At 65.3% G+C, this 20931-nt stretch carries 24 protein-coding genes and 1 pseudogene; 14 read left to right on the forward strand and 11 right to left on the reverse strand.

Annotated features, from left to right (window positions below):
- From FEJ81_RS04760 to FEJ81_RS04770, 3 genes are all read right to left on the reverse strand, one after another.
- The gene (locus FEJ81_RS04760) at positions 1 to 1953 is read right to left on the reverse strand and encodes a 3-hydroxyacyl-CoA dehydrogenase/enoyl-CoA hydratase family protein (RefSeq protein WP_138244197.1); all 1953 of its coding nucleotides are present in this window, start codon (positions 1951 to 1953) and stop codon (positions 1 to 3) included.
- Positions 1954 to 2197: 244 nt separating this feature from the next.
- Positions 2198 to 3259 carry a phosphotransferase family protein gene (locus tag FEJ81_RS04765; RefSeq protein WP_138244198.1) on the reverse strand — a complete coding sequence of 354 codons (1062 nt, stop codon included), beginning with the start codon at positions 3257 to 3259 and terminating at the stop codon, positions 2198 to 2200.
- Between the two features lie 210 nt (positions 3260 to 3469).
- Positions 3470 to 4219, reverse strand: a complete 750-nt coding sequence (locus tag FEJ81_RS04770) for an HAD family hydrolase (RefSeq protein ID WP_138244199.1) — start codon at positions 4217 to 4219, stop codon at positions 3470 to 3472.
- Positions 4220 to 4509: 290 nt separating this feature from the next.
- Here FEJ81_RS04770 and FEJ81_RS04775 point away from each other — a divergent pair, with 290 nt between their 5' ends.
- From FEJ81_RS04775 to FEJ81_RS23700, 3 genes and pseudogenes are all read left to right on the forward strand, one after another.
- Positions 4510 to 5286 carry an SDR family NAD(P)-dependent oxidoreductase gene (locus FEJ81_RS04775; RefSeq protein ID WP_138244200.1) on the forward strand — a complete coding sequence of 259 codons (777 nt, stop codon included), beginning with the start codon at positions 4510 to 4512 and terminating at the stop codon, positions 5284 to 5286.
- 279 nt (positions 5287 to 5565) lie between these two features.
- Positions 5566 to 5778, forward strand: a complete 213-nt coding sequence (locus FEJ81_RS04780) for a hypothetical protein (protein WP_138244201.1) — start codon at positions 5566 to 5568, stop codon at positions 5776 to 5778.
- A pseudogene (locus FEJ81_RS23700) lies at positions 5778 to 6230 on the forward strand (acyltransferase family protein); the annotation flags it as partial. The gene FEJ81_RS04780 and the pseudogene FEJ81_RS23700, both read left to right, overlap by 1 nt.
- A 109-nt stretch (positions 6231 to 6339) precedes the next feature.
- On the opposite strand, the gene FEJ81_RS04790 reads toward FEJ81_RS23700, so the two are convergent.
- The gene (locus tag FEJ81_RS04790) at positions 6340 to 7017 is read right to left on the reverse strand and encodes an IS6 family transposase (RefSeq protein WP_138244203.1); all 678 of its coding nucleotides are present in this window, start codon (positions 7015 to 7017) and stop codon (positions 6340 to 6342) included.
- A 62-nt stretch (positions 7018 to 7079) separates the two neighbouring features.
- Between FEJ81_RS04790 and FEJ81_RS04795 the strand changes: the two genes are divergently transcribed.
- Both FEJ81_RS04795 and FEJ81_RS04800 read left to right on the forward strand, forming a co-directional pair.
- Positions 7080 to 7646 carry an acyltransferase gene (locus tag FEJ81_RS04795; RefSeq protein WP_138244204.1) on the forward strand — a complete coding sequence of 189 codons (567 nt, stop codon included), beginning with the start codon at positions 7080 to 7082 and terminating at the stop codon, positions 7644 to 7646.
- A 159-nt stretch (positions 7647 to 7805) separates the two neighbouring features.
- Entirely contained in the window at positions 7806 to 8807 is a 1002-nt protein-coding gene (locus tag FEJ81_RS04800; protein ID WP_138244205.1) for a TIGR04024 family LLM class F420-dependent oxidoreductase, read from the forward strand.
- Between the two features lie 55 nt (positions 8808 to 8862).
- Here FEJ81_RS04800 and FEJ81_RS04805 read toward each other — a convergent pair whose 3' ends face one another.
- On the reverse strand, positions 8863 to 9657 hold the full coding sequence (locus FEJ81_RS04805; protein WP_138244206.1) for an alpha/beta fold hydrolase: 795 nt from the start codon (positions 9655 to 9657) through the stop codon (positions 8863 to 8865).
- A gap of 196 nt (positions 9658 to 9853) precedes the next feature.
- Here FEJ81_RS04805 and FEJ81_RS04810 point away from each other — a divergent pair, with 196 nt between their 5' ends.
- The gene (locus tag FEJ81_RS04810) at positions 9854 to 10876 is read left to right on the forward strand and encodes an AIR synthase family protein (protein WP_138244207.1); all 1023 of its coding nucleotides are present in this window, start codon (positions 9854 to 9856) and stop codon (positions 10874 to 10876) included.
- Here FEJ81_RS04810 and FEJ81_RS24120 read toward each other — a convergent pair.
- Positions 10840 to 10974 carry a hypothetical protein gene (locus FEJ81_RS24120; RefSeq protein WP_267877922.1) on the reverse strand — a complete coding sequence of 45 codons (135 nt, stop codon included), beginning with the start codon at positions 10972 to 10974 and terminating at the stop codon, positions 10840 to 10842. The genes FEJ81_RS04810 and FEJ81_RS24120 overlap by 37 nt on opposite strands.
- Before the next feature lie 143 nt (positions 10975 to 11117).
- Here FEJ81_RS24120 and FEJ81_RS04815 point away from each other — a divergent pair, with 143 nt between their 5' ends.
- On the forward strand, positions 11118 to 11315 hold the full coding sequence (locus FEJ81_RS04815) for a hypothetical protein (protein ID WP_138244208.1): 198 nt from the start codon (positions 11118 to 11120) through the stop codon (positions 11313 to 11315).
- A gap of 73 nt (positions 11316 to 11388) precedes the next feature.
- On the opposite strand, the gene FEJ81_RS04820 is transcribed toward FEJ81_RS04815, so the two are convergent.
- Complete coding sequence (locus FEJ81_RS04820; protein WP_138244209.1) at positions 11389 to 12558, reverse strand: zinc-dependent alcohol dehydrogenase; 1170 nt, start codon at positions 12556 to 12558, stop codon at positions 11389 to 11391.
- A gap of 206 nt (positions 12559 to 12764) precedes the next feature.
- Positions 12765 to 15503, reverse strand: a complete 2739-nt coding sequence (locus tag FEJ81_RS04825; RefSeq protein WP_138244210.1) for an AAA domain-containing protein — start codon at positions 15501 to 15503, stop codon at positions 12765 to 12767.
- 220 nt (positions 15504 to 15723) lie between these two features.
- Here FEJ81_RS04825 and FEJ81_RS04830 point away from each other — a divergent pair, with 220 nt between their 5' ends.
- Positions 15724 to 16302, forward strand: a complete 579-nt coding sequence (locus FEJ81_RS04830) for an SPW repeat protein (protein ID WP_138244211.1) — start codon at positions 15724 to 15726, stop codon at positions 16300 to 16302.
- Here FEJ81_RS04830 and FEJ81_RS04835 read toward each other — a convergent pair.
- Positions 16299 to 16553: a hypothetical protein gene (locus tag FEJ81_RS04835; RefSeq protein ID WP_138244212.1), complete on the reverse strand. Its 255-nt coding sequence runs from the start codon at positions 16551 to 16553 to the stop codon at positions 16299 to 16301. The two genes, FEJ81_RS04830 and FEJ81_RS04835, sit on opposite strands and share 4 nt — an antisense overlap.
- A gap of 146 nt (positions 16554 to 16699) precedes the next feature.
- Between FEJ81_RS04835 and FEJ81_RS04840 the strand changes: the two genes are divergently transcribed.
- The 3 genes from FEJ81_RS04840 (at position 16700) to FEJ81_RS04850 (ending at position 18275) form a co-directional block, all read left to right on the forward strand.
- Positions 16700 to 17251, forward strand: coding sequence for a hypothetical protein (locus tag FEJ81_RS04840; RefSeq protein WP_138244213.1), 552 nt, complete (start codon positions 16700 to 16702; stop codon positions 17249 to 17251).
- Positions 17252 to 17655: 404 nt separating this feature from the next.
- Positions 17656 to 18054, forward strand: coding sequence for a nuclear transport factor 2 family protein (locus FEJ81_RS04845; RefSeq protein WP_138244214.1), 399 nt, complete (start codon positions 17656 to 17658; stop codon positions 18052 to 18054).
- The gene (locus FEJ81_RS04850) at positions 18051 to 18275 is read left to right on the forward strand and encodes a hypothetical protein (RefSeq protein ID WP_138244215.1); all 225 of its coding nucleotides are present in this window, start codon (positions 18051 to 18053) and stop codon (positions 18273 to 18275) included. The genes FEJ81_RS04845 and FEJ81_RS04850 overlap by 4 nt, the downstream gene beginning before the upstream one ends.
- Before the next feature lie 294 nt (positions 18276 to 18569).
- On the opposite strand, the gene FEJ81_RS04855 is transcribed toward FEJ81_RS04850, so the two are convergent.
- Together FEJ81_RS04855 and FEJ81_RS04860 are read right to left on the reverse strand one after the other, a co-directional pair.
- Complete coding sequence (locus tag FEJ81_RS04855) at positions 18570 to 19526, reverse strand: zinc-dependent metalloprotease (RefSeq protein WP_138244216.1); 957 nt, start codon at positions 19524 to 19526, stop codon at positions 18570 to 18572.
- A 65-nt stretch (positions 19527 to 19591) separates the two neighbouring features.
- Positions 19592 to 19897 (reverse strand): hypothetical protein, encoded by a 306-nt coding sequence (locus FEJ81_RS04860; RefSeq protein ID WP_138244217.1) that lies wholly within the window; start codon positions 19895 to 19897, stop codon positions 19592 to 19594.
- Positions 19898 to 20183: 286 nt separating this feature from the next.
- On the opposite strand from FEJ81_RS04860, the gene FEJ81_RS04865 reads away from it, so the two are divergent.
- From FEJ81_RS04865 to FEJ81_RS04875, 3 genes are all read left to right on the forward strand, one after another.
- Complete coding sequence (locus FEJ81_RS04865) at positions 20184 to 20375, forward strand: hypothetical protein (protein WP_138244218.1); 192 nt, start codon at positions 20184 to 20186, stop codon at positions 20373 to 20375.
- 114 nt (positions 20376 to 20489) lie between these two features.
- Positions 20490 to 20717, forward strand: a complete 228-nt coding sequence (locus FEJ81_RS04870) for an LSM domain-containing protein (RefSeq protein ID WP_138244219.1) — start codon at positions 20490 to 20492, stop codon at positions 20715 to 20717.
- The gene (locus FEJ81_RS04875) at positions 20714 to 20890 is read left to right on the forward strand and encodes a 50S ribosomal protein L37e (RefSeq protein WP_138244220.1); all 177 of its coding nucleotides are present in this window, start codon (positions 20714 to 20716) and stop codon (positions 20888 to 20890) included. Before FEJ81_RS04870 ends, FEJ81_RS04875 begins: the two co-directional genes overlap by 4 nt.
- Positions 20891 to 20931: the final 41 nt, after the last annotated feature.

Below are 20931 nucleotides of genomic sequence, written 5' to 3' on the forward strand. Positions count from 1 at the left end.
TCACTTGCCCTCGAACTCGGGCTCGCGGTCCTCGGCGAAGGCGGCGGTGCCTTCGAGCACGTCGTCGGTGCTGATCAGGAGGCCGAAGCCCTGACTCTCCATGGCGAGTGCGGCGTCGAGGCTGGCGTCTTGGCCCTCGTTCATGACCTTCTTCGCGACTTTCAGGCCGATCGGCGGGCCACTGTGCAGGTCGTCGACGAACTCCTCGACGGTGTCGTCGAAGTCATCCCGCTCGACGGAGCGGTTGATCAGGCCCCAGTCCTCGGCGCGGTCGGCGTCGATGTGATTGCCCCGGAAGACCAGTTCCTTCGCGCGGGTCTCCCCGAGGATGCGGGTGAGCCGCTGGGTGCCGCCGCCGCCGGGGATCAGGCCGAGGCCGATTTCGGGCGCGCCGAAGGAGGAGCGCTCGGTCGCGATCCGCAGGTCACAGGCCAGCGCGAGCTCGAGGCCGCCGCCGAGACAGAAGCCGTCGATCTTCGCGAGGACGGGCCGCGGGAAGTCGTTGACCGTCTCGAAGGCGGGCGTGACGTCCATCATGTCGGTCGGGTCCGTATCGCCGAACCCGGAGATGTCCGCGCCGGCACTGAACGCGCGGTCGCCCGCGCCCTCGAGGGTGACACATCGGACCTCGTCGGTGTCGACCGACGTGAGCAGGTCGTCGATCTCGGCGAGCAGGTCGTCCGAGAGCGCGTTCATCCGGGACGGCCGGTCGAGTTCGATCTCGAGGAGGCCGTCCTCGAGCTCGTAGTTCAGGTCGTGGTAGGGGCCGAGTTCGGCGTCGCCGTAGTCGTAGAAGCCCGCGCCGGTGTCCTCGCCGGTCTTGCCCTCCGCGACGAGTTCTTCGAGGTACGGGTGGGGCTCGAAGCGGTCCTCACCCGTCTCCTCGTAGAGTTCCTCGAGTTTCTCGAGGACGGTGTCGAGACCGATCTTATCGGCGCGTCGGCAGATTCCCTCGGGGAAGCCGAGGCCGAGTTGGACGCCGGTGTCGACCTCCTCGGGGGTCGCGACGTCCTCGCCGACGAGGAACGCGGCGCGGTTGATCATGCGGGCCTCGACGCGGAGCCAGTCGAAGCCGCCGGCGTCTTCAGGTTCGTAGTCGGCCCCGTCGCCGTCCTCGTAGTCGTAGAAGCCCTTGCCGGTCTTCTGGCCGAGTTCCTCCGCTTCGACCTTCTCCTCCGTGATCGGCGGGATCGGGCTGTCGCCCTCCTTGCGGACGTGGTAGCCGACATCGATCCCGGTGAGGTCGGCGAGTTCGAACGGTCCCATCGGATAGCCCCGTTCGTGGGCCATCGTCGCGTCGGCCTCGCGGATCGTCGCCTCGCCGTTCGAGACCATGAACGCGGGCTCACCGCCGAAGGGACCGACGATGGTGTTGACGACGAAGCCGCGGACGTCCTTGCGGACGTAGATCGGCGTCTTTCCGACCGATTCGACCCACTCGTAGCCGGCCTCGGCGGCCTCGTCGTTCGTGTCTTCGCCGTAGATGACCTCGACGAGGTCCATCTTCACCGGCGGGTTGAAGAAGTGCAGGCCGAGCACGCGCTCGGGCGTGTCGACGGCTTCCGCGATGTCCGAGATCGGCAGGCTCGAGGTGTTCGTCGCGAGCAGCGTGTCCTCACTCGTGTACTCCTCGAGATCGGTGAAGATGTCGTGTTTCAGGTCGAGGTCCTCGGGTGCGGCCTCGATCACGAGGTCGGCGTCGGCGACGGCCTCCTCGAGATCCGTCGTCGTGTCGATCCGTGAGAGGACCTCGTCGGCGGACTCGTCGATTAGCTCCTTTTCCTCGAGTTTCTGCAGGCTCCACTCGATGGACTCGTAGCCGTCTTCGACGAACTCCGATTTGATGTCCCGCATCGTGACATCGTAGCCGCCCATGGCGGTTACTTCGGTGATCCCGTGTCCCATGTTCCCCGCGCCCAGAACCGCAACGCGGTCGATGCTGTCCAGTGACATGGTCGTGCCATCGGCCGGAAATGTCTTAATTCCACCGACACCGCTTTACCATTGTTAAGAGTTGCTTCGAACCGCTCACAATCCGTATACTGACATCCGGCTGCTGGAACTGTTGTAATGTTTCCAGCCGTTTACTCGGAAGCGAGACGGTACTCGCGTTCGATTGCCGAACCGTCGGCAGCGACACTGCGGCGATTCGGATTTGATCGCGGGTCTCAGTTCGCAAACGATCGGGATGGAACGTTTAGAGCGGTTCGTCGCCCTCGATGATCCGTTTGGCCCGCGCGGCGAGTGCCGGCACGCGGTCTTCCATCTTCGGGTACATCGGATCGTCGCTGTTGCCCTCGAGGTAGCGCCGGAAGAACATCTCGCCGAGGGCGGCCAGCTTGTAGACGGCCAGCGTTCGGTAGAACCGCTCGTGTTCGAACTCGTAGCCGGTTCGGTCCTCCCAGCGTTCGACCAGTTTGGCCCGGCTCGAGTAGCCGTCCCGTTCCATGAAGCGGGTCGTCAGTTCGGGGATCGACGGCTCGGGGTCTTTCGCGTCGCGCCAGTAGGAGAGCATCCAGCCCAGGTCCGCCCGCGGGTCGCCGAGCGTGGCCATCTCCCAGTCGAAGACGCCGACGAGTTCCGGCGGCGTCCCGGGGGCGAACATGACGTTGTCGAGCTTGTAGTCCCCGTGGACGAGCGTGTGGGGGTGCTCTTCGGGGACGTTGTCCCGAAGCCAGTCGCCGACCTCGTGGAGGTCCGGAACCTCGCGTTCGTCCTCGGTGACCTCGAACGCCCACGAGAGCTGTTTCCCCCAGCGGTCGACCTGCCGTTGAGTGTACCCCTCGGGGCGGCCGAACTCGCCGAGACCGATTTCTTCGTACTCGAGGTCGTGGATTGTCGCCAGCGTGTCGACCAGTTCCTCGCCGATCCGACGGCGGTGCTCGGGTGCGGCGAACCGCTCGGGCTCGCCCTCGCGCAGGACGTCGCCCTCGAGTTGCTCCATCACGTAGAAGTCGCTCCCGATGACGTCGTGGTCCTCGCAGGCGAGCAACGGCTCCGGAACCGGCACGTCCGTGTCGGCGACGGCATCGGTCACGCGATACTCGCGGAGCACGTCGTGGGCCGTGTCGGCGGTTTCGCCCGGCGGCGGCCGCCGGATGACGAGTTCGCGGTCGCCCCACGTGACGAACAGAGTCTCGTTCGAATGGCCCTCCTGATGGCGGGCGATATCGTAGTCGTCGACCTCGCCGAGGTTGGCCGAAAGATACGCGACCAGCGCGTCCTCGTCGACGAGGCGCTCGTAGTAGTTCTCGCTCATGGGGCTCTCCGTACCGGTGTGGTAGCTGCCGTTAGATCACGGATCTCGATCGACATGGTATACGGTAGCATAACTGGCTGCCTAACGAAAATAGTTACGTTGTCTCCCTTATTTTACAATGTTCATGTGGTTAGCACAGGTCCCCGCCCGGCCCTGATCGAACGAGTCGCTCATGTCGCTCTCGTCGCGATCGTCTCCTCCGTCGTCGGGCTACGTCCCGCTGTCCGGCGAGCGCGGCACATCGCCGTCGACGATCTCGAGAACCTCTTCCGGCGAGTCGATCCGGAAGGAGACCGCCGAGCCGTCGTCGGCTCCGAACGCGACGCCGTGCAGTCCCGCCTCGGCGGCTCCCTTCACGTCGTGCTCGTATCGATCCCCGATCATCAGCGACCGCTCGGGATCGACGCCGGCCGTCTCGAGCGCCGCCTCGAACATCGCGGGATCGGGCTTGGTCCGTCCGACCGCCTCCGAGGTGGTGATCGAATCGAAACACTCGCGGACGCCGAACCGCTCGAGTATCTCCCGACCCTCCGCGTCGTCGACGTCGCTGATGACGCCGACGTGGAGGTCCCGGTCGGCGAGGCGTTCGATCGTCTCGACGGCACCCGGCACCGGATCGATCGACGAGCGAACGATCTCGTCGAATCGGGGTTGCCACTCTTCGCGCGGGATCTCCTCGCCGACGACCGTCTCGACGCCGCGGTGGTAGCCGTCCCGCGCGGAGCGGAACTCGGTCCCGTCGCGCTCGCGGAAGTACTTCCCGACCGCCGTCCGCCACGTGTCGACGGCCTCCTCGACCGTCGCGTCGACGCCGTGGCGCTCGCATAGATCCGCGACGAACTCGGCGTGTGCGCCCTGTACCGAATCGAGCGCGAGGATCACGCCGCCGATGTCCCAGAAGACCGCCTCCCACTCGGGGTCAGTCGAGTCGGTCGTACCCTCGCCCGCGTCGCCGCTCATCGGTCGAGCCTCGCGGTCGCCGCTTGGTCGGCCGCGTCTATCGCACCACCGTCGCTCTCGAGTCGCCGCGTCGAGCTATATTCGAGCGTGTGTCCAGTCATGGGATCTCGGATTCCTCGCGGCGGCGACCGAACTGCCGTCGCCGTCGCGTAACTATCTGTGCCAGCGATTGCCATTCACTTAACGGTACGGTATCCATACCCATCTTTATTAACAGTTGCTACGAATGGACGAGTGGAACTAACAATGGTAAGAAATCGAACGCAGATCGCAGTCGCAGGTGAGCGGCCATGAGTACCGCCCAGTTCAGCGTCGACGGCGACGTCGCCATCATTACCGGCTCCTCGAGCGGGATCGGGAAGTCGATCGCGGAGCGCTTCGCCGCGGACGGCGTCGACGTGGTCGTCTGCTCGCGCGAGCAGGACAACGTCGATCCGGTCGTCGAGGGAATCAACGAAAGCGACGGGCCCGGCCGCGCGCTGGCGGTCGAGTGCGACGTGACCGACCGCGAGGCCGTCGAGGCGCTCGTCGAGGCCACCGTCGAGGAGTTCGGCGGGCTCGACGTGCTGGTCAACAACGCCGGGGCCTCCTTCATGGCCGACTTCGACGACATCTCGCCGAACGGCTGGGAGACGATCATGGACATCAACGTCAACGGCACCTACCACTGCACCCACGCCGCCGCGGAGCACCTCAAGGACGGCGGCGGTGCGGTGATCAACCTCGCCAGCGTGGCCGGTCAGCGCGGTTCGCCGCTGATGAGCCCCTACGGCGCGGCCAAGGCGGCGGTGATCAACCTGACGACGACGCTCTCCTACGAGTGGGCCGACGACGACGTCCGCGTCAACTGCATCGCGCCGGGCTTCGTCGCGACGCCGGGCGTCGAGAGCCAGATGGGCGTCTCCGCCGACAACATCGACCGCGAGGCGGTCGCGCGCCGCATCGGCACCGTCGAGGAGATCGCCGACCTCACGCAGTTCCTCGCGAGTCCCGCCTCGTCGTATATCGTCGGCGAGACCATTACCGCACAGGGCGTCCCGCAGATCGACGAAGAGCACGACGTGTAGACTCGCGTCTCCGCTCGAGCGACTCGAGACGCGAGTCGTCCCCGAACTGAGACCCGGCAACGATCGATCAGTCGCCGACGGCGCCCCGTTCGGGCCTCGTTCTCGGTCTCATCCGACACCACTCGGAGCGGTGGCGGCGTTCGTCGGCGCTCGGTTCGATCGGATCCTGCGATAGTCAGTGTATAAGAGCGGTCTAATCGGCGTTAATTCGGTCAAATCTCTTAGTACGGTACGAACGGTGTCTCCCATATTCGGGCAATCCGCGAGTCGGCGAGACGTATGCTCGAACGACGTACCGATGCCGATATCGGATTCCCTGCCTCGGCCGGGACCCGACTGCTCCGGCAGCTCGCTACCAACCTCGAGGCGGTTGTCCTCCGGTTCGACGCGCGCGAGAATCAGTGGCGGCGTTCTCGCCGGCCGGTTTCGCGGGCCAGCGAGCGACTCGAGTGCGCCGAAAAACAGCACGCGGATCGGTCCCGACTCGAGTAATGAGCGACCGAATCCACAGCGTCGATGCGATGCGAATCGTCGCGATCGGCTTCGTCGTCGTCATCCACACGAATCCGTTCGAGGGCGTCGGAACCGACGGCAATGCGTTCAATTTCGCGCTGGAAACGACGGCGCGATTCGCGGTCCCGTTCTTCTTCGTGGCAGCGGGGTACTTCTTTGCGCTCGGAGCTGCCCGCCGCGACCTGACGGCCGCGCTCGTCGATCGAGTCACCGGTCTCGTCTCGCTTTACGTCTACGGGATCGTCCTCGCGGCCCCGGTTTTCCTCACGGCAACTGTTTTGCCGGCGGATTCCGGCGGGCGTGATATCGTGCGCAGCGCGATTCCCAAACTGGTCGAATTCGGTTCGCCGCTCGAGTTGCTTTACTACGGGACATCCGTCTCCGAGATCCTGTGGTTTCTCCCGGCGCTCGTCTTCTCGTATCTGCTGATCGCTCTCTGTCTCGAGAGCGGTCTCGGGGGTTACGTCCTGCCGATTTCCCTCGGCTTCCACCTCGTCGGACTCTTGGGGTCCGGTTATACGATGTTCGTGGAGGCACTGTCTAGTTCTGTACCTCCTCGACTGGTACGTTTCCATCGAGAGCTTGATGCGGTCTCTGGTGGTTGTAGTAATGCACGAACTGTTCAAGCCACTCTCGGACGCTCGCCCGACTGCCCACCCATGAATTATGGAAGCGGTCAACTCGCATTTTGAGAGTGTGAAACCACTTTTCAATGAGGTTTCGGTCGGTATAGTTGACCCGACCGCTCAGTCCGACTCGAGAGAGGGCAGTCCGATAGCCAAATTGATCGACGAGAAACTCAGCCTTGGAGAGATCGTGTTTCTCGCGGAGTTTCTGCAGAAACGCAGCCGCCGGATCAGTGCCATGTCGACTAAACAGTGCAACGTCAAGAATCAACTTTGTCTCGATATCTATTGCAGCATATAGCCAAGACCACTCACCGTTGATCTTGACAGCGGTTTCATCGACAGCGACCCGCGACGGCGACGCCGTCGGCGGGTCGCGTCCGCTGTCAGCCAGCCGATGAACCCAGTTCCAGACCGCTCCGTGAGAACGTTCAACGCCTAATTCAGCGAGAATCGCTGTTGTCTCCCGAAGCGAACATCCGGTTTGGTGGAGGCGGACGGCGAACGCCCTGACGGGCGTCGCCGTCCGCTCATTCTCCCAAGATTCTTCTAAATTCGTCTCATAGCTCTCGCTGAGCAGGTCTGCGAGCATCCTAACCAATTCACTCAACGACCTGCTCGTTTCTCAAACTGGCTCAACTAGACAGTGCCTTCGTGGATATTCCGTTCGAGATCAGAGACGCGCTGTTCTTCGGGTTCTTTTACGTGAGTCTTGGCTACACCATCTACTCGCGCGACTGGCAACCGAGTCCCGAGCGAAGCACGCTCTATCTGGGAGCGACCGTCCTCTTCGGCGCGCTCCATCTCGGGGAACGGTACGTACTGGGGTACGTCCTCACGGGGGAGACGATCGGTCAGGGCGTCTACGCCCCCAGTTATACGATCGCGACCGCATTGGGTACCGTCTCGCTGTTCTGTTTTCTCCTCTCGCGACCGGGGCTCGGGCGGTCCACCGCGTTACCCTCGTGGGGACGGCGGTACGCCGTCGGTATCTACGTCGCACACCCGCCAGTGTTGTTCGTTCTGGAGACGGCGAGCGAGACGGTCAGTCCGTTCGGATACGAGATCTCGAATACGATCCTCTGGCATCTCGGTTCGACGCCCGCAACCGTCCTCGGGGCCCTGATCGTCTATCTCGCCAGTCGCAAACTGAGAGCTATCGCGGGCGACGGAAACGGCCTGCCGCGATCGGAGCGGCTCCGAAATATCGGGTCGAAATAGACCGAATCGGTCCCCACAGGACCGGTCGTGCCGGTTTCACCGCACCGTTCGCGCTCGGTGGCATCGAATCGGCTCGTCGCTCGAGCCCGATAGAAACGCTCGTCCTCACGCCACCAGTTCCCATACAGACAAAAGGCCGGACTCCGTCTGTGTCTGACGATGACTGATAGAGATGTCCACCTGCCGGTGGCCGCACAGCCGACGATCGACTCGATCGTCGACTACGCTCAGACGGCCGAGGACGGCGGCTACGACTGCGCGTGGCTCCCCGAGACGTGGGGACGGGACGGCGTCACGGTGCTCTCTGCGATGGCCGAACGCACCGAGTCGATCGATATCGGCTCGAGCATCCTGAACACCTACTCGCGGACGCCGGCCGTGCTGGGCCAGACGGCGGCGACGCTACAGGAGCTGTCGGAGGGCCGGTTCCGGCTGGGACTCGGTCCGAGCGGGCCCGTCGTGATCGAGAACTGGCACGGCGTCGAGTACGGCAACCCGCTCCGGCGCACCCGCGAGACGGTCGACATCGTCCGGCAGGTACTGTCGGGCGAGACCGTCGACTACGACGGTGAGGAGTTCGATCTGTCCGGATTCCGCCTGCGCTGTGACCCGCCGGAGACCCCGCCGCCGATCGAGGTCACCGGCATGGGGCCCAAGGCGGTCGAACTCGCGGGCCGCTTCGCCGACGGCTGGCACGGCATCATGCTCACCCCCGAGGGGATGGCAGAGCGCATCGAAGACATCGAGCGCGGTGCCGACCTCGGCGACCGCGACCCCGACGACGTACAGGTCACCGCCGGCGTCACCTGCTGCGTGCTGGACGATCCGGCGGAGGCCCGCGCGCTCACCCGCCAGCACATCGGGTTCTACATCGGCGGCATGGGCACGTTCTACCGCGACGCCCTCGAGCGCCAGGGCTACGACGAGGCCGCGGAGATCCACGACGCGTGGCAGGCCGGCGACCGCGAGCGCGCACTCGAACTGGTCGACGAGGCCATCCTTGACGACCTCTGTGCGGTCGGCGATCCCGAGACCGCCCGCGAGCAACTCGAGGCCTACGAGGCGGTCGACGGCCTCGACGCCATCGCGGTCAGCTTCCCGCGCGGCGCGAGCGAGGAACAGGTCCGCCAGACGATGGACGCGGTCGCACCCGACGCCTGACGCGTTCCGAACCGGTGTTCGGAGTGTCCGCTGAGATACGTTGGCTGCGGGAGCGTTATCGTGTTCGCACGAACGAGTCGATTTCTGCCGAGATTACTGCCGGTGCTTCGGCGGGACCGCTGTGACTCACACCGTCGAATTCGACGAGGCGGCTGTGCGGGAGCACGTCGTGGGTTGCGCGGGCGCTCTCCCGGAGAAACCCGGGGCCGTCGGTGCCGGTCAAGACGAGTACGGGGGCGGCAACGTCCAGACTGCTCGGGAGGCGGTATCGCTCGACGGCGCGGTTCATCCGGACGACCTCTTCGGCGAGGTCCGTACACGCCGGCCAGACCGGCCACTCCGCGAGCCACCCGTCGAGGTCGTCGATCCCGTCGGGGTGGAGGACCAGTTCGATGTACCGCTTTACCGCCTCACGTCGGTTCCCCGCGTCGATGAGCGTCTGCATTCGGTCCGCGAGGTCGGCGTCCGCGCGGTAGTCGTCGGGGAGGATCGCCGGTTCGTACGCGACGACTGCCGCCACTGGTGCGTTCGTCGCCGTTTCGATCGCGGTGAGTGCGCCGTAGGAGTGACCGAAGAGGATGGGCTCCTCGTCGAACGCGTCGACGAGCGTTCGCACGTATTCGACTTCCCGATCCAGCACCTCATCGGCGCTGGTCTCGGCTCGATCATCGAGACACGTTCCGAATCCCGGGCGTTGCGGGACGATCGCGGTGTATCCGTCCAGGTGTGGAATAACGGGCTGCCAGTATTCTTTGGGAGCCATGCCTCCGTGAAGGAGAATCAGCGGCGGGCCGTCACCGTGGCGCTCGTACGTTACCTCGATTCCGGCATCGGAGTGTGTCGTCTGCATGCGTCACTGCATTCGGGACAGACTGGGCTAAGCCGTTCTCTCAGTGCTGGGGGCTTTTATATGAGCGAGGGAACGACGAGTGTCGTTTCGATATGTCCATTTGCGCCGCCCCTTCCCGACTAACGGGCTACTGTGAACTCTCCTCGAGCGACGGTTCTCCGACAGCTACAAACCGTGCATCCACTCAGTTCGTGGTATGCCCGGCAAGGTGAGTCCGGACGATCTGCTCGCACACGTCTTCGAGCGGACGGGTGCGGCCGAGACGGACGAGACGGTAGTACAGGGCCCCGCGGACGGCGAGGACGCCGCCGCGATCGACTGGCCCGACGGCGACGGCACGCTCGTGGTCAGTTCCGATCCGATCTCGCTCGCCGCAGAGGGGGTCGGCACGCTCGGCGTCGCCGTCGCGTCGAACGACGTGGCCGTCTCGGGGGCCGACCCGCGCTGGCTGACGGCCGTCGTCTTACTTCCCACTGAGGCCGACGCGACCAACGACGACACTGCTGACACGGTACTCGAGCGGATCTCCAGCGACCTCGACGCGGCCGCCCGGGAGATCGGCGCGTCGATCGTCGGCGGCCACTCGGAGTACGTCGACCAACTCGAGCGACCGATCCTCTCGCTGACGGCGATGGGGATGACCGAGCGCTTCGTCCCGACCGGTGGCGCGAAACCCGGCGATGCCGTTCTTCTCACGAAGGCCGCCGGAATCGAGGGCTCGGCCATCCTCGCGGCCGACTTCGGCGACGATCTCGCGGTCGATCCCGACATCCGCGAGCGCGCCGAGGGATTTCTCGAGGAGATCAGCGTCGTCCCGGAGGCGCGGATCGTCCGGGAGTACGCGACGGCGATGCACGACCCCACCGAGGGCGGCGTCGCGGCCGGCCTGCTCGAGGTCGCCCGCGCGTCGAACGTCCGGCTCGAGGTAGACCGTGACGCGGTTCCGATCCGCGAGGAGACCGCGGCGCTGTGCGAGGCCGCGGGCGTCGATCCGCTGCGGATCTTCGGCTCCGGCGCGCTGCTCGCGACCGTCCCCGCCGACGCGGTCGACGACTGTCTCGCGGCGCTCGAGGACGCCGGACTCGAGGCCGCGGCGATCGGTACCGTGGACGACCGCGATGGCGGCGAGTCCGAACTCGTCCTCGACGGCGAGTCGATTACCGACCCCATCGAAGACGACCTCTACCCGCTCTGGGAGGCGGCCGACGCGGCGGAGTGAGCCGTGGCTTCGTCCGGCCGGGTGAGCAACGCGGCGATCCCGGTCGCGATCGACGCGAGCGCGACGACGGTGACGGCTCGGACTGCGAGCCGGCCCACCGGTTGGCGAGCGTGAACCCACTCGAGCAGAGCGATTCCACGCTGCCGACGGCGGCAACCCCTTCTCCCGGACGAAACCCGCTCATCGGACTGCACGAATTCGCGCGCTTGGAACTTATTGACAGGGGTGTTTACCGAGGAACATGGCGAAAATCGCGTACGAAGGCCCCGACGGAACGGCGTCCGAGGAGGTGGCAGCCGAGAACATCACCGACTCGGGGAAGGTACAGGGCGTCCGCATCAGACTCGAGGACGAGAGCTTCATCCACCTGCCGTACACCCGAGTGTACTGGATTCGGATGAGCGAGGAGGAAGGGCGGGTGGACTACTCGTCGGCGTAGCCCGTCGTCTCGCTGCCGGTCGATCGCTCGGCGACGACTCGCCGAGCGACGGCCGCCGCCTGCCTGCTCGAGTTCAGGGCGTCATCACGACTTTGATGCAGTCGTCGTCCTTGTTGTTGAACGTCTCGTACATCGCCGGGCCGTCCTCGAGTCCCACCTGATGGGTGATGACGAAGGAGGGATCGATCTCGCCGTCTTCGATCCGCTCGAGCAGCGGGTTCAGATAGCGCTGGACGTGGGTCTGGCCCGTCTTGATCGTCAGGGCCTTGTTCATCACCGACCCGAACGGGAGGTTGTCCGACCGCCCGAGGTAGACGCCGGGGACCGAGAGCGTGCCGCCCTTCCGGCAGCACTTGATCGCCTGCCGGAGCACGTGGGGCCGGTCGTCCTCGAGTCGCGCCTCCTGTTTGACCTGATCGGCGACGCCCATGGCACCCGTGCCGTGGGCCTCCGTTCCGACCGCGTCGATACAGCGGTCCGGCCCGCGGCCGCCGGTCATGTCCATCAGCCGGTCGTAGACGTCGTCGTTCTCGAAGTCGATGATCTCCGCGTTCCCGTGGTCCATCGCCATCTCGAGTCGCTCCGGGATGCGGTCGATGGCGATCACCCGGTCCGCGCCGAGCATCCACGCGCTCTGGATGGCGAACTGCCCGACGGGTCCGCAGCCCCAGACCGCGACCGTGTCGTTCTCCTCGATGTCCGCGTTTTCGGCGGCCATGTACCCCGTCGGGAAGATATCGGAGAGGAACAGCACCTGTTCGTCCGGCAGGTCGGACTCGATCTTGATCGGCCCGACGTCGGCGTAGGGCACCCGCAGGTACTCCGCCTGTCCGCCGGCGTAGCCCCCCAGCATGTGGGAGAATCCGAGCAGACCGGCCGGCGAGTGGCCCATCACCTCGCTCGCGACCTCGGCGTTCGGATTCGAGTTGTCACAGAGCGAGTACAGTTCGTTCTCGCAGAACCAACACGAGCCACAGCTGATCGTGAAGGGGACGACGACCCGATCGCCGACCTCGAGGGTCTCGACCTCGCTGCCGACCTCGATCACCTCGCCCATCGGCTCGTGGCCGAGCACGTCGCCCTCCCGCATGCCGGGCATGTAGCCGTTGTAGAGGTGGAGATCGGAGCCACAGATTGCGGTGGCCGTGACCTCGATGATCGCGTCGGTCGGGTTGACGATCTCGGGCTCGGGAACGTCGTCGATGCGGACGTCCTGTTCGCCGTGCCACGTGAGCGCTCTCATCGGTTCGATCCGCCTCGTTCGACCCGCATCGATTTCGTGAACTCGCCCGTGCTACTCTCGTCCATTGTGCGTTCTCGGGAGCATGCCACACGCAAGAACGCACTAAAAGTGGGCCCTGCTGGTGCAGCGCCGGTGCTCCCTGTCGAGACGAGGGTCGGGACGAATCGAGACGAGATCGGCGAGTGAACCGCCGGTCGGCTGGCCGCTCACCGCCGCGCCCACTCGAGCATCCGCTCGTAGACCGGGTCCGACGCGAGCGCCGACGAGTCGCCGACGAGCACCAGCGCGCGCTTGGGCCGGGTCAGGGCGACGTTGATCCGCCGGTAGTCCTCGAAGATCGGCCCCTTGAGCGAGCCGGTCGCGGTGAAGGAGACGATGATAACTTCTTGGCTCGAGCCCTGGAAACGGTCGACGGTGTCGACGGCCACGTCGTCGGGGACGTGTTTCGAAATCTCCGACACCTGCGCCCGGAAGGGGGCGATGACGCCGATTTCGGACCGCTCGAGCCCGGCGGCTTCGTACGTTTCGATCAGAGTCGCAATTCGCGCGGCTTCCTCACTATCCGTGTACCGGCTGCGGTCGCCCTCGACGTCGACGAACGAGACCGGATCTCGCAGCGTCTCGGGGAGCCCGTCGCGGGAGACGCCCTCGAGATCGTCCAGATTCCGGCTCGCAACGTCGGGCGTCGCGGGCCGAAGCCGGCCGTCGTAGAACTCGGTCGAGGCGAAGACCTGAATGCGCTGGTTCATCCGGTACTGCCGGTCGAGCATCACGCCGGCTTCGGGGTGGAGGTCGACGAGCCGCTCGAACAGCGATTCGGTGAGATCGTTCTCGGCCCGGACGACCGGCGGGAGCTGCTCGTGGTCGCCCACGAGGACGAACCGCTCGGCCAGATTGATCGCCGCGCAGGTCCCCGGCTCCGTGAGCTGGGCGGCCTCGTCGACCAGCGCCGCGTCGAACCGCTGTTCCTTCATGATCCGCGAGCCGCACGTCGATGTCGTCGCGGCCACCACCTGCGCGTTCTGTAGTTTCGCGACGCGGTCCTCGGGCTCTCCGGCTCGCTCGAGGCGATACGGCTCCATGTCGTCGCGGATCCCGCTCTCGGAGCCGACCCGGACGACCCGATCCTCGTCGATGACATCGTCGAGTTGCTCGAGCAAGGCCTCCAAGGCGTTGTCCACGGCACGGTTCGTAAAGGCGGAGAGCAGAACGCGCTCGCCGCGTTCGACCATCGCGCGGATGGCGCGGGCGATGGTGTAGGTCTTCCCGGTGCCCGGCGGGCCGTGGATCAGCGCGCAGTCCTCGGCACCGACGGCCTTCGTCACGGCCTCGTTCTGGCGCTCGTTGTTGTCGATGAACGTCTCCTCGATCTCCCCGAATTCGGGTTCGGCCCGCCCGAACAGGATGTCTTTCCGGCGTTCGTCGCCTTTCAGGAGCGCGTCGTGCATCGCGACGAGCAGCCGGTCGGTCGTCAGTTCGGAGGGGTAGACGTCGAGCCGGGTGACTTCGACCGGTTCGTCCGCCGTGATCACGATCTCGTCGTCTAACCGCTCGATCCGCGCCAGTTCCGAATTACCCCGGACGGGGTCACCGTCGCTCGCGAGCACCAGATCGCCCTCCCGGAGCTTCGAGTTCGCACCGCCCGTGTTGCGCGCGCTGAGTTCCCACCGGCCGCCCTCGAGCGGCCGCTTCTCGACGAACTCGAGGTCGATCAGCGCGCGGTCGTCGTCGGCCCGCTCCTCGGCCGTTTGCTCCCAGAGCTTGGCGTACTCGCGGTGGACCTCCCGGCGCTCCTCTTCGATCGCCCGGTAGAAGCGATCGAAGTACTCGCGTTCCTCCTCGGGCAGGGACTGCCCGATCTGACCGGCCTTGGACTCCTGATCGAGCCGGCCGGAGACGACCATGCAGGTGTCCTGTTCGAAGCAGTACTCGCACTTCGCGTCGGCCTCGTACCCCGTCGGGATGTCGCCGGAGGTTTCCATCGCCGCGATCTCATTGCGCAGTCGGACGACGTACTTCAGGAGCCCGTCGCCCATCGAGAACTCCTTCGCGGGGGTCAGGTCGCCGGTCTCCTCGTTGCGGTCCAGCGCCGAGTTCTTCGTGTAGAGCAGCGTGCCGATATCGACGTCGCCGCCGTGTTCCTCGAGCAAGAGCGCGTAGCAGGCGGCCTGGACCTTGTCCTTGAACCGCGGCTCCTTCTTGAGGTTCTTCCCGGTCTTGAGTTCGACCGGCGCACCGCGGCGGACGGCGTCGGCCCGGCCCCGAATCCCGAAGGTCTCGCTGATGAGCAACTGCTCGGAGCGCCAACTGTCCTCCTCCGTCAGGCGACCCTGCTCGAGCCAGCCCTCGATCGCTTTGGCGTTCTCTCGGATCTCCTCCTTGACGGCGTCGGGGGTCTCGCCGAGCAGGCCGAGTTGGAGGCCCCGTTCCTCCACGCGGGCATCAATTGACTCCTCGAGGTCGCGACCCCGGAGCAGGTCGCCGAACACCTCGTGGACGAGGGTCCCTTTCACTACGGGGTAGTTCAGCGGCACCCCGGAGAGCTTGTTCAGGTAGTAGAGGCGGGGACACTCGACCCAGTTGCGGATCGAGGTAACGCTGACGAGGAAGGACGGCTCGACGACGACGTAGGAGTCGCCCGTCGTCGCGTACTGCATCTCGCCCTGATACTCCTCTTCTTTCGCGTTCGTCACGAGCAGCTCCATCCCCGGCTCGAGCAACTCGGCCGACTCGGTCCACTTGTTCCAGAGCGTCACCGTCGTCGTCTCGCGGCTATCTGCGACGGCCGCCGTTCCGCCGTCGCTGCGCGTCGGCGCGGCGTCGCCGGCGGGCTCGTCGCCCTCGGTCGCGATCCGGAGCGGGACCTCCGCGAGGTCGCTCTCGCCGTAGCTCGTCGACACCGACCGCACTTCGACCTCGTCCGCGACGGTTCCGCGTACGTGCACAGCTATCGTCACGAGCGAGCGATCAAAAACGCTATCGGTCGCAGTGCTGCACTGCGTTGCGCTCGCGCGAGTCGGACTCGTCCGCCCAGTCGCGCGCAGTCCGCGCCGACGATTGAGCCCGGTAATTCGTGATTACCACGGCTCTCGGTTTCGCTCGAGTCGCCACCGCGGCTGGAACAGGCACGTCGCTTTTGGGATCCCGAACCCTACGCTCGGTGCCATGAGTGACCCGAACGGCGACGATCGTCGGACGAGCGACGAGTCGGGACCCCGGACCGGTTCGGGGGGCAGAGCCGACGACGGACCGGTCAATCGGCCGGAAGAGGCGGCCGCCGACATCGACTCCGGAACCGGCATCGGAGACGGGGAGCGCTCCGGCGGCCGCGACCCGCGCGACGAGTCGACACAGGTCGCAAACGAGGAGCGGCGGCGCAAGACCTCGGTCATCAGCCTGCTCGTCGCCGTCCTCGGCGCGTGGGTCGCGCTCTCGGTGCTGGTCTTCGAGACCGCCGCGGCACCGCTGTGGAACAACGTCTTGGTCGGGCTCGTCGTCCTCGCCGCCGCCGGCTACAACTACTATCGGGTGGCAAACGACGTCCCGCTCAGTACCGGCATCGCGTCGCTGATCGCCGTCCTCGGAATCTGGCTGATCGTCTCGGCCGCGCTGCTCGAGATGACCGGCGGCCTCTTCTGGAGCACCCTCGCGACCGGGGTCCTGATCGCCGGGCTCGCGGGGTACAACGCCTACGAGGCCCGCGAGGCGCGGACGGTCGCGACCGAACCCGGACCGGGCGCTTAGGCCTGTTCAGTCCCGTACTCGGTCTCGAGCCGGCGGACGCGGTGTTCGGCGGCGTGGTGGCCCATCGCGACGACGGCGAACCCGACCATGACGCAAGCGAAGGCGATCGAGACGGCCGGCGAGACGCCGTTGACGTAACTATTGCATACCTGGCCGAGCGCCAGCGCGAGCGGTGCGAGCGTCAACAGCGAGCTCTTGGCCGGCGTGGCGCGAAACAGTTCGACGAACGAGAGTGGTTGGCGGACGGACATAGGGAAAGCGCTGGTTACGTTCCCTGACCGGGGAGTCATGGTATTCCTTTTGGTTCTAATCGGGTGTTTCGGACCGTGAAGGTCCAATTATGGCGTTTTTCGGTGCAACCGACACGTTCATTCTGCGCGCGGTCCAATCGCCGCCCATGCGGCTTTGCGAGTGGCAGGACATACTCGAAGATGTCACGGAGCGAAACGTCGATCCGGAGGACTGGCGCGCCGTCGCCGGTGACCGCGCCGGCGGCGTCGGCGAAGACATGTACCTCGCGCATCCCCGGGCCGGCGTCTTCTTCCTGAAAACGTACGCGAAGAATCCCTTCGAGGTGCGCGGCGTCGGCACGCGAGTCGCCCGCAGCCTCGACGACGAAATCGGCTCGTTCATGCCCGAACGGGACTCTGGCGGGCGCTTCGCGGTCCAGTCCCCGCCCGAAGACGAGGCGCAGGCCGAGACGGTCGGCAAGCGCCTCGAGACGGTTCTCGAGACGCACGCGGACGCGCCGACCCGGCCCCAAGACCTGTTCGACGACGTGATGGAGGCCATGGAGAGCCCGGCGTTCGGGCCGATGGAGTACGACCAGTACGACCGGCCCGACGAACTCGAGGGGCTCGCCGAGCGCTTCGACGAGGCCGACGAGTTGTTGAACGCTGAACTCAAGGATCTGATCGAGACCGACGAGGTCGACCGCGGCTTCATGTGAACCGAACTTTTTACGCCTCGGGTTCGCTCGCTCACCTCTCGGCGCAAAACCGTCCTCAGAAATCGAAGATTTCTGATGGGGCCGCGAGAGCGGAGCTCCCGTGGACTTCGATGAAAAAGTCCGCCTCCGCGGGGCGTTGTCCCGCTCCGGCGGTGTCGTTCGAAAGAGCGCTGAGCGCTCTTTCGTGACTGAGCGAATCGGAGATTCGCGAGGTCCGCGAAGCCGGAAGGCTTCGCTTGATGCCGAGAGAGCAGCGCTCTCTCGTAACAAATCGCTCACTTCGTTCGCGAATACTTGCGTAGAGTGCTCCTCAATCGACGAACAGACGGACAGCCCAATCGAGCAATCGAATACACCTGCGACTGTCCGGTGGGCCTTTGCAACCGGACTCCGATAGACTCCATATGAGCGACCACGCCGAGACCGTCGTCCGCAACTACTACGATGCGCTCCGGAACGGTGATCCCCTCGCACCGTACTTCCTCGCAGACGAATCGACCGTCAAGTTCGGTATCAGCGAGTCCCTGTTCGGGGGACAAGAGGTCTCCGCTGCTCTCGAGGAACAGACCGAAACGACCGACGACTGGACGATCGAGAGCCGCAATCTCGTCGTCGAGGAACGAGATGCGTTCGCGACGGTCGCCGACGAGGTCGACATGGCGTGGACGGACACCGAGACCGGCGAGCAGTATCGGTTCGACAGCCGCTGGAGCGCCACGCTGGTTCGGCAATCGGACGACGGCTCGAGCGCGAGTGACTGGCGATTCGCGACGATGCACGTCAGCGCCCCCCGCGAGCTATGAGCCGCGGTCGCGGGCCGGGCCGGGGCTCCTCGCGCTCGAGCGAGCGACCCACTGGTTCCGGACAGCTCAAAGCCGTCTTCGTGTTACTGGTCGGGCTGTCGGGCGGCCTGATCGCGATCCAGAACAACGCCCCGCTGGCGGTGATCGGCGCGGCGATCGTCGGCGGGAGCGTCGCCGGTGGGGCGCTATTGTGGTACCTAATCTGGATCACCACCGACTGAATTTACTGTGCGCCCGCTGCGGTGCGCGCGCTGGCCCACGACGAGCGAATAGCGAGTCGTGGGACACACCTGCGCGAGGGATGAGCGAACGAACGACAGTGAGTGAGCGTTAGCGCGGGACCAACGGTCCCGCGAACCGTCCGAACGGGCACTTCGTGCCCGTGAGGAGAAATCGGTTGGGGAGGGCGTGGCGATTCCTTGCCGCCACGATAGCAGGACGCTCGCTTTCGCTGTCGATAGATCTATTCTGCCGACAGATCGAATTGCACCGAAACGCCTCGAGAACGGACCGACTTAGCGATCGACGCGCTGGATCCACGTCCCCGGCGCGTCGAGTTCGTCGTGGCTGGGGAGGTTCTCGGGTTGGTCCCAGACGAGACTCGCCGTCTCGAGGTCGCGGACGGCGACGACGTGTTCGAAGAAGTTCTTCCCGCGCTCGTACTGGCGCTCTTTGAGCCCGAGGCCGAGCAGTCGACGGAAGAGCTTCTGGAGCGGGCCCCGGCCCTGCCGGCGCTCGTCGAGTTTTCGGCGCAGGTCCTCGTACTCCTCGTCGAAGGCGTGATCCATCAGGAGTTCGGCGTAGCCCTCGACGACGGTCATCGCGGCGTCGAGATCGCGGAACGCCGCCCGGTCGAACGACCCCTCCGAGAGCGTCGCGATCCCCTCTTCCATGCGGGACTCGAGGTGGTCCGAAAGCCACGGTGCGGCCCCGAACTCGGCGGCGTGGGTCACCTCGTGGAAGGCGATCCAGCGGCGGAACCGATCGGCGTCGACGTCGAGTTTCGCCGCGGCGTTGAGGATGTTCGGCCGGACGAAGTACAACGCGTGGTCGTTCGCGGGCGCATCGGCCAGCAAGAGCGGGTCGTACTGTCCGAGGACGTTCCGCCCGAGGAACGAGAGCAGGACGGTCATCGTCCCCGTGTTGATCGTCCGGGCGACGCCGGGGAACGCGCCGGTGTGGGTCTCGAGCGTGCCCATGACCCGTTCGAAGGTGGCGACGTTGGCGTCGATCCAGTGGTGGCGGTTCTGGATCTCGACGGTCTCGGGGACATCGAACTCGGCCCCCGAAACGGTCCGCACGGCAGCCCTCGCGTCCCGAACGTCGCTGGCATAGGCCTCGCGCTCCCCGGGCTCGAGATCGAGCGAGCCGGGGTCGGTCGCCGCCTTGGCGGCGTCGGCGGCCGACCGCCAGTCGATCGCGTCGTCACCGGACGCCCTGGCAACCGCCCGGGCGCTGCGATAGAGATTCACGACTATCGGTACGGGAAGGATGCGCAAAAGCGTTCGGCTCGGTCCAGTCCGGTGCGACGGCCGGATTAGTTGACGATGACGTCCGGTTCGTCCTCGGGCTCGAGTTCGGGGTCCTCGTCGTCACCGCGGAATCGCTTGGCGGCGGCCGCGATCCCGACGAGGACGACCAGCGCGACCAGCGCGCCGACGGCGCTTTTGCCCGTGCCGCCGGACTCGTCATCGGTGTCCTCCGTGTCGATTTCGGTCTCGGTCTCGAGGTCCGTCGACGAGTCGGTCCCGCCGAACGGCAGTGCATCGCTGAGCGATCCCAGGCCGAACCGTGCGTCGCCGTCGAAGCGTAGTTCGATGAGGGTGAAGTTCGTGTCTCCCATGGGCGGACGCTCAACGAGTGCACACTTAGCCGTTTGGTTAGGTCTCCGTTACTGACGTGTGTAGCGACAGGTTACGAGAATCGGCTCCGTCTCACCGACTGAAACGTTCGACCGCTGGCCGGCGTCAGTACGATACCGTGTCTGCCGACTCCGTCTCGTCCGCTCGCGTTCGTTCCGTTCGATCCCTCAGTGGGGAGTGAGATGACATCTCCCATCCCTTCTGATACCGCGGGCGAAACCGTCGCGGATAGATACGCTTTTGTTTAGTTGGAATATTAACCAGACCATGGTACTCCATAACCCTGCCGTCCGATGGGGCTACGCGTTACTCAGTGGTATCACCATCGCCGCGGTCGCTCTCTTCGTTCTGGACGGAACGGCGCAACTCGTCGCACTGGGAATCGCCGTCATTGACGTCGTTACCACACCGCTGATCCTCAAAACTGTGGCCGAGAACGGTCAAGCTGAAGCCGTTTAAGGCGACACGCTCGATAGATCGTCGCTTCAAGGCGGTCCTAACTGGTATCGCTGAACGGGTTCCGGCGGATTGCGGACCGGTACGATTAAGTGTCCATCACCTGCGGTGTTGCGTATGAGTGGACGACCGCTGGACGTCCTCGAGGCGTCGCTCGGCGAACGCGTTACAGTGCGACTCAAGAGTGGCGACGAGTACGTCGGCGATCTCGCCGGCTACGATCAACACATGAATCTGGTACTCGAGGACGTGACGATTCCCGTCGAGGGCGGCGTCGAAGAGGAGCCGCCGGTCGAAGACACAACCATTATACGCGGCGATAACGTCGTTTCGATCACTCCATGACTGGTGCAGGAACCCCGAGCCAAGGAAAGAAGAACAAGACGACCCACACGAAGTGTCGTCGCTGCGGAGAGAAATCCTATCACACGAAAAAGAAAGAGTGCTCGTCGTGTGGCTTCGGCAAGTCCGCCAAACGCCGCGACTACGAGTGGCAGTCGAAAACCGGCGACAACTGAACCCTTCGGTCTTCTGTCCGATTCTGCCGGTTTCTCGAATT

Origin of the sequence: Natrinema versiforme, assembly GCF_005576615.1 — an archaeon.
GTDB classification, from domain to species: Archaea; Halobacteriota; Halobacteria; order Halobacteriales; family Natrialbaceae; genus Natrinema; species Natrinema versiforme_A.

Excerpts from the sequence above, each read along its gene's own strand:
- FEJ81_RS04760 (WP_138244197.1), bottom strand. The coding sequence starts at position 1,953 with ATGTCACTGGACAGCATCGACCGCGTTGCGGTTCTGGGCGCGGGGAAC.
- FEJ81_RS04765 (WP_138244198.1), bottom strand. The coding sequence starts at position 3,259 with ATGAGCGAGAACTACTACGAGCGCCTCGTCGACGAGGACGCGCTGGTC.
- FEJ81_RS04770 (WP_138244199.1), bottom strand. The coding sequence starts at position 4,219 with ATGAGCGGCGACGCGGGCGAGGGTACGACCGACTCGACTGACCCCGAG.
- FEJ81_RS04775 (WP_138244200.1), top strand. The coding sequence starts at position 4,510 with ATGAGTACCGCCCAGTTCAGCGTCGACGGCGACGTCGCCATCATTACC.
- FEJ81_RS04780 (WP_138244201.1), top strand. The coding sequence starts at position 5,566 with ATGCTCGAACGACGTACCGATGCCGATATCGGATTCCCTGCCTCGGCC.
- FEJ81_RS04790 (WP_138244203.1), bottom strand. The coding sequence starts at position 7,017 with ATGCTCGCAGACCTGCTCAGCGAGAGCTATGAGACGAATTTAGAAGAA.
- FEJ81_RS04800 (WP_138244205.1), top strand. The coding sequence starts at position 7,806 with ATGACTGATAGAGATGTCCACCTGCCGGTGGCCGCACAGCCGACGATC.
- FEJ81_RS04805 (WP_138244206.1), bottom strand. The coding sequence starts at position 9,657 with ATGCAGACGACACACTCCGATGCCGGAATCGAGGTAACGTACGAGCGC.
- FEJ81_RS04810 (WP_138244207.1), top strand. The coding sequence starts at position 9,854 with ATGCCCGGCAAGGTGAGTCCGGACGATCTGCTCGCACACGTCTTCGAG.
- FEJ81_RS04815 (WP_138244208.1), top strand. The coding sequence starts at position 11,118 with ATGGCGAAAATCGCGTACGAAGGCCCCGACGGAACGGCGTCCGAGGAG.
- FEJ81_RS04820 (WP_138244209.1), bottom strand. The coding sequence starts at position 12,558 with ATGAGAGCGCTCACGTGGCACGGCGAACAGGACGTCCGCATCGACGAC.
- FEJ81_RS04830 (WP_138244211.1), top strand. The coding sequence starts at position 15,724 with ATGAGTGACCCGAACGGCGACGATCGTCGGACGAGCGACGAGTCGGGA.
- FEJ81_RS04835 (WP_138244212.1), bottom strand. The coding sequence starts at position 16,553 with ATGTCCGTCCGCCAACCACTCTCGTTCGTCGAACTGTTTCGCGCCACG.
- FEJ81_RS04840 (WP_138244213.1), top strand. The coding sequence starts at position 16,700 with ATGCGGCTTTGCGAGTGGCAGGACATACTCGAAGATGTCACGGAGCGA.
- FEJ81_RS04845 (WP_138244214.1), top strand. The coding sequence starts at position 17,656 with ATGAGCGACCACGCCGAGACCGTCGTCCGCAACTACTACGATGCGCTC.
- FEJ81_RS04850 (WP_138244215.1), top strand. The coding sequence starts at position 18,051 with ATGAGCCGCGGTCGCGGGCCGGGCCGGGGCTCCTCGCGCTCGAGCGAG.
- FEJ81_RS04860 (WP_138244217.1), bottom strand. The coding sequence starts at position 19,897 with ATGGGAGACACGAACTTCACCCTCATCGAACTACGCTTCGACGGCGAC.
- FEJ81_RS04865 (WP_138244218.1), top strand. The coding sequence starts at position 20,184 with ATGGTACTCCATAACCCTGCCGTCCGATGGGGCTACGCGTTACTCAGT.
- FEJ81_RS04870 (WP_138244219.1), top strand. The coding sequence starts at position 20,490 with ATGAGTGGACGACCGCTGGACGTCCTCGAGGCGTCGCTCGGCGAACGC.
- FEJ81_RS04875 (WP_138244220.1), top strand. The coding sequence starts at position 20,714 with ATGACTGGTGCAGGAACCCCGAGCCAAGGAAAGAAGAACAAGACGACC.